The 10,857-nt window shown below is 45.4% G+C and carries 11 protein-coding genes and 1 pseudogene; 2 read left to right on the forward strand and 10 right to left on the reverse strand.

Annotated elements, in window-relative coordinates; genetic code table 11:
• From QUA58_RS29670 to QUA58_RS29705, 9 genes and pseudogenes are all read right to left on the reverse strand, one after another.
• On the reverse strand, window positions 1–417 hold a 417-nt coding region (locus tag QUA58_RS29670), incomplete at its 3' end, for a hypothetical protein (protein WP_333397681.1).
• Between the two features lie 112 nt (window positions 418–529).
• The gene (locus QUA58_RS29675) at window positions 530–1,291 is read right to left on the reverse strand and encodes a ZIP family zinc transporter (RefSeq protein ID WP_333397686.1); all 762 of its coding nucleotides are present in this window, start codon (window positions 1,289–1,291) and stop codon (window positions 530–532) included.
• Window positions 1,292–1,893: 602 nt separating this feature from the next.
• Entirely contained in the window at window positions 1,894–2,646 is a 753-nt protein-coding gene (locus QUA58_RS29680; RefSeq protein WP_333252738.1) for a hypothetical protein, read from the reverse strand.
• Window positions 2,647–2,663: 17 nt separating this feature from the next.
• Window positions 2,664–3,437 (reverse strand): DUF2254 family protein, encoded by a 774-nt coding sequence (locus QUA58_RS29685; RefSeq protein ID WP_333252750.1) that lies wholly within the window; start codon window positions 3,435–3,437, stop codon window positions 2,664–2,666.
• Window positions 3,355–3,588: pseudogene (locus QUA58_RS31695) on the reverse strand (DUF2254 family protein); the annotation flags it as partial. The pseudogene QUA58_RS31695 and the gene QUA58_RS29685, both read right to left, overlap by 83 nt.
• A 69-nt stretch (window positions 3,589–3,657) precedes the next feature.
• Window positions 3,658–4,644 (reverse strand): mechanosensitive ion channel family protein, encoded by a 987-nt coding sequence (locus tag QUA58_RS29690; protein ID WP_333397689.1) that lies wholly within the window; start codon window positions 4,642–4,644, stop codon window positions 3,658–3,660.
• 296 nt (window positions 4,645–4,940) lie between these two features.
• Complete coding sequence (locus QUA58_RS29695) at window positions 4,941–6,062, reverse strand: hypothetical protein (RefSeq protein ID WP_333397692.1); 1,122 nt, start codon at window positions 6,060–6,062, stop codon at window positions 4,941–4,943.
• 14 nt (window positions 6,063–6,076) lie between these two features.
• Window positions 6,077–6,628, reverse strand: coding sequence for an SH3 domain-containing protein (locus QUA58_RS29700; RefSeq protein ID WP_333252746.1), 552 nt, complete (start codon window positions 6,626–6,628; stop codon window positions 6,077–6,079).
• Between the two features lie 155 nt (window positions 6,629–6,783).
• Window positions 6,784–7,395 (reverse strand): hypothetical protein, encoded by a 612-nt coding sequence (locus QUA58_RS29705; RefSeq protein WP_333397693.1) that lies wholly within the window; start codon window positions 7,393–7,395, stop codon window positions 6,784–6,786.
• A 493-nt stretch (window positions 7,396–7,888) separates the two neighbouring features.
• Between QUA58_RS29705 and QUA58_RS29710 the strand changes: the two genes are divergently transcribed.
• Entirely contained in the window at window positions 7,889–8,812 is a 924-nt protein-coding gene (locus QUA58_RS29710) for a DUF2382 domain-containing protein (RefSeq protein ID WP_333397695.1), read from the forward strand.
• A 50-nt stretch (window positions 8,813–8,862) separates the two neighbouring features.
• Window positions 8,863–9,828, forward strand: coding sequence for an S-layer homology domain-containing protein (locus QUA58_RS29715; protein WP_333397697.1), 966 nt, complete (start codon window positions 8,863–8,865; stop codon window positions 9,826–9,828).
• 23 nt (window positions 9,829–9,851) lie between these two features.
• Here the strand turns inward: QUA58_RS29715 and QUA58_RS29720 are convergent, their stop codons facing one another.
• Window positions 9,852–10,772 carry an alpha-amylase family glycosyl hydrolase gene (locus tag QUA58_RS29720; RefSeq protein WP_333397700.1) on the reverse strand — a complete coding sequence of 307 codons (921 nt, stop codon included), beginning with the start codon at window positions 10,770–10,772 and terminating at the stop codon, window positions 9,852–9,854.
• Window positions 10,773–10,857: the final 85 nt, after the last annotated feature.

The following is a 10,857-nucleotide window of genomic DNA, read 5'->3' on the forward strand; positions in this document are numbered from 1 at the left end:
TAGGGGTAATGCCCAACTTCCTTCTGCTTCGGGTATCCACGCAATTGTACTGTACCCCTGTCCAATAATTACGCCTTCGTGATATTCATGGGTTCTTTCTTGTAATGTTTTGGCATCTGCTCTCCCCCATGCAGTATGGTCGATTGCCACTAATATGTGTTCCGTTGGGGGTGCTTCCTCCTGTAATTGCTGGAAATACAGCAGCATCAGTTTTTTCCGGTCTGGTCTACAATCTTGTAATGCCTCGTAGATGCTTGACCATTGACGATGGAATAGCGGACTGAGCGAAAATTCCGCCAAACAGGCTGCATTCCTGGTGGTCATCACTGCATCCATCAGCTCGAATGTTGCATCCTTGCCTCGTACCAATAACTCGTATGCTTCTTGACGAAAGTCCTTTAATCGTTCACTGTTCATTTAAGGAGTGGATAGGTTTTTATTTTTCACCCTCATTCTCTCCTTAACGGTGGCTCTAGTTCTTCTTTGGCCACCGTTCTCATCTTTAGTTAGTCTAAACTACAGTAATTAATTATCTCTCTGCTAACTTACTGAGTACAAAAGCAGCTAAAAAACCGCAGACAGTAATTAGTCCAGCAAAATCGTGAGTTTCCTCGAATGCTTCGGGAATCATAGTATCTGAGATCATGGCTAAAATACCCCCTGCTGCTACGGCGGTAGTAGCGGCTATTACTTCCGCAGAAAAGCCACTGAAAACCGTATATCCTAACAATGCTGCAATACCGGAAATAAGTGCGATCGCGCCCCAAACTCCAAAAATGTAACCGATCGATCTCCCTGCTTTTTTCATGCCGGCGGCGCTAGAGAGCCCTTCGGGAATGTTGGAGAGGAAAATTGCCGCTACTGTCACCCAACTGACAGCACCTCCAGAAATCATGCTGACACCAATGACGATCGACTCCGGTATGCCATCTAACAGCGCGCCGAGGGCGATGGCTAATCCGCCATCGCCTGACTCTGTTTTAGCTGGGTGCAAAGCCCCCGATCGCTTGCGGTGTTTTGCTCCCTGTTGACTCAAAAACCAATTGGCGGCTGTGTAGACAGCAGCGCCACCCAAAAAGCCGATCGCCGTCGAGTCGAAACCGCCGCGCTTGTAAGCTTCATCCATCAGTTCAAAGGATAGCGCTGAAATCAGCACACCAGCGCCAAAAGCCATAATTGTCGCGATCGCGCGCTGGGGAATGCTCACAAAGTAACCCACCGCCGCTCCCAGTAGCAGCGCCGACCCCCCCAGTAAACCCCAAAATCCTGCCTGCAACCACACTGGAAACATCAGCTCTACCTCAGAGGAAAATTTTTTATGCACGCCTAAAAATTAATTATATATACGACTTACGGATGGGCGCCAGAAACCGGGTTTTTCACCTAATCTGCTAAGTACATTCCTCATAGTTATAGTCGCTAGTGTTCCCCTCAACATTAACTTTTTTACCCCAGGATGCGATTGACTCGAAACCAGCGATAGCCGCAGGCTTCTAACGGAAGAGATGGCTAATTTTTTTAACTAGCATTATTCAATCAATAATAACGATATTTGCTCCTAATCGCCGTCTCCGCTGACGGATATCCTGGCCCAAGAATTAGATCGGTAAACCAACCAATCGTTGCTGCAATTATGTGAGGAACCACCCGGCTTTTGACTTCGTTTGTGCTGTGTTGGATGTCTAGATTAATTAAGAATGAACTGGCAGCAAGGGATGCGAATAATAAACGTCGATAACTCAGAAATTTGGCTAAAGTTAAGACTGTTAATACCGTCGCAGTTGGTAGCAGCGAGCGGAAAAATTATCCCGGTAATTTTAAACTGCGTCTGAAAGAACGATTGGCTCCTTCAAATAGTTTTAACCTCGAACGTTTGGGCTGCCTTTGATTCCTCTACAAAGCCAATAAAAGAGCCGTGTAAATTCCAGCACCAAGGACAAATGCCCAAAACCGACTTTCTCGTTCTTCTGGCAATTCTTCTTTGAGGACGTTGAGAACAATTCCTCCGGCTAAAAAAGCAAATAAAACTGCGATCGCAGTTTTTCCAATCTCAGTAGCGCTACCCAACACCCACCCCACAATAATAGCTGCTGCTAGTATCCAGCGCCCGATGCGGTCATAAATATGCTTGTGGTGTTCCCGCAAACCAGAGTCGTTCACTGCAAAGTGCAGTGCCATTGCACAAGAAAACAACAGCAGATTGGTAATGCCCGGTTGTTCCCGATGCAGCAGCAGATAGCCAATCAGAGCGTTGTAGATTGAAAAAGAGCCAATGTGCAACCAAAAAACACCAGGACTGGTCACATCCTCTTCGCGACGCTGACGAGATAAATTTGCAATTCGCTCCAAGCCGTAAAATATAATCAATCCTAACAAAGCTATTAAATAAACGTGGTGTTCTAAATAGGAAATAACTCCTGATTCTACTTGCTCTAATACCGCTTGGTGCTGATTTAATTCCGGTAAAATATGCACAAAAACATACGCTACCGAAACCCCGCTTGCTGCTGAAAGCCAGCGATTGCGAGGAATAGGAGCAAACCGCAACTTGCCGAAAAATAAATGTGTCAGCGCTAAACCAATGGCAATCAGCGCGGTTAAAGCTAAAGTATTAGGAGCCGATCGCAAAGCTGCTGTTATTACCATAATTCTGCTCTACCAAATTAATCATGTCTTAAAGCTTTAATGACTTGGTGATACCTTTCTTGCACATCTTTCTGGTCTTGCTCCTGAGAGATTTGTTCGCTGCTACTATTTAAAATCATCTCCGCGTGACGGCGTAAAGCTTCTCGTTGTTTGGAATTGCGGGTGTAAGTGGCGATGCAAGCTATAGCTTCCAATAAGCGAATTGTTACCGCCACATCTGATTTACTGTACTGGCGAATTTGGTTAAAGGCAGCATCGACTAACCCTTCAAAGGTCACTCCTTCAACAATGACGCGCAAATTCTGTTCATCGTCGTAGCGATAGGGCGAGGGAAAATCCCTTTGAGCGAGGCGGGATAATCCGGCGCTGAGTCGATCGATACACCGAATCGCAGTAAACGGATCGTTGATAGCAGGAGAAATCGCACGTAAGGCTTCAACTAACTGATATATGGGAAATTCTACATCTTGATATTCAGTTTGTTCTTGACCCAGAATAAAAGCATCGTTCATCTGTTGTTTCAGGCTTTGATTCATTTGTTTTTCCGGGAAAACCATCGCTAAATCGCTGCCCTTGACGATCAACTTTCCCGATCGAGTTTTAAGACGTACAAGCAGATTGTACTGACGGGCAATTTTCATTAATTTGTCGTCATCGATTGCTTGCAAATAACCCTCACCAGTGGCTTTGATTGGACTTGCTTCCGAGTCAAAATTTGCTTGCAGGAATTTCTCCCACTTCTCGCGAGTTGTTCGCTTTACCTTCTCCGATTTTTTCGGGAAACAGACGATCTAGAGCTTTGTCTAAATCGCCACTAACCTGAGTAATTACATGGGACGCTTGAATAATGGTTGATGCGTGATGGATAAAGTAAATTAGTACCCCGATACTGGCAATTGCCAATCCAGTACCAACTGTAACCGAGAGTTGGGGTACAAAGAGACTGTATCCTTCTGTGCAGCGAGTCCCAAAGTTTGCTTAACTTGACATTTTTCATGAGTTGGGGTCGGGTTAAGATTGTCTGTTGCCGTCAGATTGCGATCGCAGTTCAATTAGTTTTCGCAGAGAACCGCTGATGCTGAGGGGTTTGGGAACTTCGCCATTACCAGCGGGCCATCCTTCGCGTTGACGTTTGCGATCGCCATCCGTCTCTTCGGTTTGGTCGTGAAACAAAATTTGCTGCGTAGGAAAGGGCAAGTCGATGCCATTGGCAGTCAGATTTTTCTTAATCGCAGAAAGTACCTTGTCCCGCGATCGCAGATCGTCCATTCGTCGTGGCGGAGCAATCCACCATCGAGCGCGGATATTGACGGTACTTCCTGCAAGTTCCATCAGCAGCACGTCAGGAGCAGGGTCATTCAAAACCTCATCCACACTGTGCATGGCTTCCATCATTAACTGCTTGGCTCGGTCAATATCATCGCCGTAGCCGATACCAACGTCGTATTCCATCCGGCGTTTATCAAAGGCAGTATTCACAGTAACAGAATTGGTGAACAATTCCGCATTGGGAATTACAATCCGGCGACCATCATAGGTTCGGATTGTTGTAGCGCGAGTTTCAATATTTTCTACCGTTCCCTCAAAGTTTTTAAACACAATCTGGTCATCGATTTGGAACGGTTCCGTCAAAAGAATTAGGATACCAGCTAGGAAGTTTTGTAAGATATCGCGAAAGGCAAAACCAATCGCTACCCCGCTAATTCCCAGCAGTTGCACCAAATCGCCTGCTCTAAATGTGGGAATTACAATCGACAAGGCAATAAACAGACCAACCAGAACAGTAATACCCTGCGCTAACCTTCCCAACACCAGTCCCAAATTCCGGGATTGGCGGTGGTTGCGGGTAAGCCGCCTGACCGCTCTCTTAATTGACCTCCCAACAAAGAAAAAGATTGCAAAAACAATGAACGCTAGCATCATATTAGGCAGCAGGACAATGAAGCCATTGATCATGCTCTCAATCTTGTCCCAGACTCCGGATATTTCTGCTGTCATAAAACTTCCTCTTGCATCAGTCGTTATTGATATAGCAATCCTAAATGATTTGCGTAATTATTGTAGGGGCAATCCCCCCGTGGTTGCCCCAATAGATAGGGGGTAGGCACGGGGGCACGACCCCTACAAATTTATCTGAACGATTTAGGATTGCTATAGTATTAAAATTAGCCATGTCAAACTCTATCTTAAGGCTCTAGATTACTCTAACGTGAGGCTCATTTAGGACTTACACAGCGACAGTAAATATTGGGGATGGTGCGTTACGCAGAAAGCTAACGCACCAACAATTTTTTTCAAGTGGATATCGAAGCCACATCTTGACCGTTGAGTTTTTGTGCGATCGCATCCAGCACCCTCTGTTCTGCCTCGGAAACCTCTCCGCTACTTTCGGCAATGCGACGGCATTGAGCTAATAGCGGTACTGCAAAGTCCGGGTTAAGTTGCTCTAACAATGCACCCAAGGGTTTGGGGGACTTGATGTTAGCAGCAATCCTTTTGAGAGAATCGGCATTTAATTGCAATGCCTTCAATTCTGGCAGAATATCTTCCCAGTTTTTGTTGGGATAAGTTGCCAAAATCATGTGAACCATAATTTGATCCATCGCTGCTTGCTGGGCGATCGCAACATCAAGATATTTCTCGCTTTGTTGCTGGATCGCTTGCAGAGTTTCGGTTCCAGGTTCTTCAGTATCTTCCCTCAGTTTGGCTTCGTAAAACTCGCGCGCCGCATATCCCAGCGCGTACAGCATCGTAGCATTCGTACTCGCACCAATCATCGCGCCAGCCAGCGGTACGTTGCGTAAAAAGCCCAAACCAGCTCTCATTGCGTTGCTACCGCCTAGCGCTAACCCAAAAATTGCCAAAACCTCACCTTTTCGGGCTGGCTGTTGCAAATCCATCCCATAAGCGGCGGCAATTTCATAAACCATTTCGGTTTGAATCGCAGTAGTTGCGGCTAAATCGATCGCCAGCAGTGCAGCCGCGACACCAGGTAAAATGCTGCTAGCAAATCCAACACCACCGGCGTGAATTGCTTTTTCCACCATAATGCGATGGGCAATTTCGCTGGGATATTCATTGGGATACTTTTGTTGGAGTTCCTTGACTTGAGCTTCCGCTTTGGCTAAGTCGATGCGATCGCTGACCCCAACTAACCAATCAAGTCTGAGTACCCCTGCCACTTGTTTAACAAAGGGAAGATTGCCAACATAAGTTACCGCATCTCCGGTTCCTTGCGTCGCTTGTCCAATCAATCTATAAGTTTGTTTAGCAGCAGCTTCCCCCCAATCAACTGCTGTGTCAACAACCGCTTTACCTGTATTCAGTGCAGATTCGGTTGTCTCGGCAAGGAAATTTAACAAACCAGACTTTTGCTGTGAATTAGTTTCTTTTTTTGGGTTTGATTGGTCATCCATCACTGTTTTTTCAATTAACTACAATACGCCAGGTTTTCAGCTTGGACGTAGCCTCTCAGTGGCACTGTAATGGGCACCCAACCATCCGTTCCTAAACTTTCAATCGTCACTCTTCGTCCACTCGCGACGACTCCAACGCTTTCCCCATCAGTGGAAGGTGCTTGATGTACGTTAATTCCTCTGGCGGCTGCCACTTGGCGGCAGTTAGTAGGAGGCGGGGCGGTTGCGGCTTCACACGCTCCGAGAAAACCACCATATACGTAGCCTTGTATGGGGGCTGTAATTGGTACCCAGCCATTCTCACCAAGATTTTGAATCGTCACATTTCGTGAGGAACCGATGATGCCAACCGCTTCGCTGTTAGCCGTCGGTTGTCGCCGAACATTAAGGCCATTCCTCGCAATAACCTGGCGACAGTTGTCTGAAGCTTGCGCTAGTAAATATTCACCTTGAATCTGTTTTTGATTTGTATTAGCGGCGAACGAGGGAGCAACTAAAACCGTTGCCGTTAACAAGATCGAACTTGTTAACCTTGTATATTTTTGCCAGATCCTCTGCTGTTGCATCGCTTTATCTCCTTTTAAATCTCTATGCCAAAACCTTAGAAAAGGTTTTTAGCTTGTTCATCTTCTCCAAGAAAGGATGAATCATCATCACAATGGTATAAAATCATTCGACTCGCTGGTGTGCTTGTTGAATTTTCTGGTTTTATAATCGCTAATCAAGCATAAACGCGAGGTTTGCGAGCGCCAACAGCACCACCCATCATTGCCGCTGCCAAACTCAGCAAAGAGCCCAGTAGAAATGACCAAGTAGCTTTAGCTGTATTACCAGCTAGATCGCGAACTTGATTTGGGTCTACATTCGGCGCTTGATTCGGTATATTAACGCCGCCCTGTTGTTGTACTTGATTGGCAATTTCTCCAGCATTAGCAGCGACAGCGCCAACAGCACCCGATATCCCGCTTGCTAATAACCAAGAACTAAGTGCTAATGTAGTTCCCCAAAGAATTGCTGCATTCAAAATTGCTGTTTTCGTGGTCATAGGGCCGCAGCTTTGAGCCATCACCCAACCCCCCAAAAACAGGGAAATCAGCAAACTGATAATCGACCAAATTACTACCCCAAAACCAACGGAACCTGCATCCGCGCCTGTTGCACCGGCGCTTAATCCGATCGCCATTGCCAAAGCGCTTAATATTAGTTGAGTACCCAGAGCGATCGCAATTCCTGCCAAAATTGGCCCCCACCTCACTTGGTCGTGGTAATCCACCAGCGGATTGACGATTGTAGGATCAGTGAGGTCACTGCTCGATCGATCTGGATAAGTCATAAAAGATTAACCCCTGCGTTACGTGGTTATTTTTTTTCTTGAAGGTAATTTAATTTTACTTAATCATCATTACCAGAATATCTACCGATGGGCATAATATTTTTAACTTAAAATTTTTAAATATCACAAGTAGTAATTGCGCTCATAAAATCGAAATCTCCTTAAAAAAAAACCAGCAGCTCGTTTATAGATGCCCTTAATTTTGTAGGATATCCCCTAGTTAAGGTGATAATAAAACCTAATAAATCCTTGTGAGAGTTGGTGGCAGAAACGTTGTAGGTTGGCTCCACCCAACCTACAAATGATTAGATAAATTTATTACATTTAGTACAAAAATGCTAAATTCATCTACCTAAAGATAGAAAAATATAAATAAATATTGCTATCTTGATGATTTTCAATTTGCTGAATCATTCATAAGAAGGAAGTATTAGAACTGATATCTATCTAAAGTAGGTGCAAAGCTTGATGTACATAGGTACAGGAAATAACAATGTTACTTTACAAAATTGAGGATTTTAATCCCAACTACCGCCAAGCAGCTTTTGAGGACGACGATATCAAAGGGCTGGATGTGTATGGCGGAAGTACCCATGATAAAATTGGCACGATCGATACTGCGCTGGTAGATGAGACAGGACGTTTCCGCTATTTTGTGGTTGAGACTGGTTCTTGGATTTTTGACAAAAAAGTTTTACTTCCCATCGCTCTTTGTCGCGTTGATTTTAAGGGGCGGCGCGTTTACGCTATAAATTTGCGGAGTAAAGACCAAGTGGAAAACCTACCCAGGTATGAGGATGGGATGGCAGTTGATTACGATTATGAAGAACAAGTGCGGGGTATTTATCGGACTTCAACAGTAGAAGGGTCTGCACCAGTAGAAGCATCATTACCTTTAGAAGCACCTGTTCCAGTTTCGAGAACACATTCTGTCTCGCCTCAAGCTAGTAATCCTGCTTATGACCGGGATACCTATACTTACGATATAGAGCCTGAATTGTATCAGATGAACGAACAGGATCATCAAAAACTCAAACTGTACGAAGAACGATTAGTTGCAGATAAAACCCGTCGCAAAACAGGCGAGGTAATAATTGGCAAGCAAGTTGAAACCAAAACGGTACAACTGGAGGTTCCTGTAGAAAAAGAGCGAGTTGTGATTGAGCGCACTACTCCAGAATATGCAGGGAGTCGAGTAACTCCAGATACCGCCTTCAAGCAAGAAGAAATGGCACATTTTGAAATCTACGAAGAAAGTGTCAATATCAAAAAGCAAGCGTTCGTGCGCGAGGAAGTGCAAATCAGAAAAGAAGTTGAGCAAGATACGGTTGAGGAAACAGACACAGTACGTCGCGAAGAGTTAGATGTTGTAAAAACAGAATGGGAATCGGATATAAAAAAACGTAATCCGCTTTAACTCAGCCAAATAGTCTAGTTAAAAATGCAAAAATCAGGAGGATATTTTTCATGTCTAATCGCAGGCATTTACCGTCAATCAGCGTAGCCTTTTTAGCTTTAGCCGTTAGTGTCAGTGGCACTGGCTTTGTGCTAAGTTCCCAGCAAGTTGCTGCTCAACAAGCTAAATCGAAATTTCCTGATGTACCGCCGAATTACTGGGCGCGTCCGTTTATTGATTCCTTGGCTGAAAAAGACATTGTTACCGGATATCTAAACGGAAGTTTTAGACCAAAACAGGCTGTGGATCGGGATGAATTTTCGGCGATGATCCGCCAAGCTTTTAATCGAGCAAGCGTTAGAAAGATACCGAGTGGAAGTTACTTTAAGGATGTGCCTCAAAACTACTGGGCAGAAACTCCGATTCAAGAAGCTTATGAAGCGGGATTTATGAATGATTTTCCCGGAAATGAGTTTCGTCCGAAGCAGCCCTTGACTAAGGCACAAGCATTAGTTGTGTTAATGAGGGGTTTAAATATGGATTACAATCCCCCTGTTGCCAAAACCGATCGAGCTGCTGCAACTCCAGCAAGGCCAACTCCAGTAAATAAACGTCGAATGGCTAGGAACCGTTTGGCATTTCCCCTCGCAGCGACTGTTTTGATGCAGCCGTTATTACCTGTAGTGGCAAGGCTGCAGCCTGCGGCTGCGCCCGCACCTAAATCGGCTAAGGCTGTTCCACCAACAACGACAAAAGCTGCAACTGCGCCTGCTAAAATTTCGGCATTAGATTTTCTAAATTCGTACTATAAAGATGCCGAGAAAATTCCTAAATATGCGGTTGAGCCAGTAGCAGCAGCGACAAAGGCAAAGATAGTGGTCAACTATCCAGATGCCAGAGTTCTTAATCCGAACGAGTTGCTCAGTCGGGGTAGTGCTACTGCCCTAATTCATCAAGCTTTGGTCAATCAAGGTCAGATAGAACCGCTTCCCGACAAGGATAGTGCTAAGTACATTCCTCAGAACCCACGTCGCTAGTTCTCCCATCAACATTAACTTTTTTACCCCAGGATTCGATTGACTCGAAACCAGCGATAACCGTAGGCTTCTAAAGGAATAGAGAGCGAGTCGGCATCGAGAGATTCATACAGGCGATCGCCAAATAAATCAATAAGATTGGTGTATTCGTTAGATTTGAGAGTAACCGTGCAAGGTTTGTCGGCTAGATTGTGGACGAGAAGCAATGTCCTGCCTTCCCAGTGACAGCAGTGGGCAAAAACCCAAGAACAGTCGGTTTCCAAAATTTGCCATTTTCCCCTACCGAACTCAGGACATTGCTTGCGGATGCGGATTGCACGTTCGACCCAGTTAATTAATGAGTTAGGATCGCGCTGCGCTGCGGCGACATTGACTTGTTTATAACTATATTCTCCGCTGGCGATCGCAGGTTTGGCAAGAGCATCAGTTGCAGCAGTCGAGAAGCCACCATTCGGCGCATCCGACCATTGCATCACAGTGCGGACGCTGTTTCGACCTTCCAGCGAAAGGTCATCCCCCATGCCAATTTCTTCGCCATAGCGCAGCATTGGTGTACCGGGCAAGGTGAACAGCAAGCTGTAGATTAGTTCAATCCGGCAGCGGTCATTTCCCATCATCGGTGGTAAGCGACGACGAATCCCGCGCCCGAAAATTTGCATCCTTTCATCGGGGGCGAATGCTGCAAAAATTTCCTCTCGTTCGGATGAAGAAATGCGGTCTAGCGTCAGTTCATCGTGGTGGCGCACAAAATTCAGCCACTGACAAATATCAGGAATCTCCGGTAAGATTTTTAGTCCATCGCGCAGGGCTGTGGATTCTTGACGCGCTAGGGCCAAAAACAGATATTGGTTCAGCAAAAAGTTGAACAGGACGTGCATTCTGTCGCCCTGATCAAAGTAGACGTGAATGCGATCGGGCGCGACATTTGCTTCTGCCAGCAACACTGCATCACCCCATTACTCACAAGTTAAGCTAAAAGCACTGTTGTCAATGAGTAATCTTACTCATTTTTTTACCGAGATACCAATT

Source organism: Microcoleus sp. N9_A1 (assembly GCF_036701795.1).
GTDB lineage: Bacteria > Cyanobacteriota > Cyanobacteriia > Cyanobacteriales > Microcoleaceae > Microcoleus.

Coding starts and splice junctions, on each gene's coding strand:
- QUA58_RS29675 (WP_333397686.1), bottom strand. CDS start 1,291: ATGTTTCCAGTGTGGTTGCAGGCAGGATTTTGGGGTTTACTGGGGGGG.
- QUA58_RS29680 (WP_333252738.1), bottom strand. CDS start 2,646: ATGGTAATAACAGCAGCTTTGCGATCGGCTCCTAATACTTTAGCTTTA.
- QUA58_RS29690 (WP_333397689.1), bottom strand. CDS start 4,644: ATGACAGCAGAAATATCCGGAGTCTGGGACAAGATTGAGAGCATGATC.
- QUA58_RS29695 (WP_333397692.1), bottom strand. CDS start 6,062: ATGGATGACCAATCAAACCCAAAAAAAGAAACTAATTCACAGCAAAAG.
- QUA58_RS29700 (WP_333252746.1), bottom strand. CDS start 6,628: ATGCAACAGCAGAGGATCTGGCAAAAATATACAAGGTTAACAAGTTCG.
- QUA58_RS29705 (WP_333397693.1), bottom strand. CDS start 7,395: ATGACTTATCCAGATCGATCGAGCAGTGACCTCACTGATCCTACAATC.
- QUA58_RS29710 (WP_333397695.1), top strand. CDS start 7,889: ATGTTACTTTACAAAATTGAGGATTTTAATCCCAACTACCGCCAAGCA.
- QUA58_RS29715 (WP_333397697.1), top strand. CDS start 8,863: ATGTCTAATCGCAGGCATTTACCGTCAATCAGCGTAGCCTTTTTAGCT.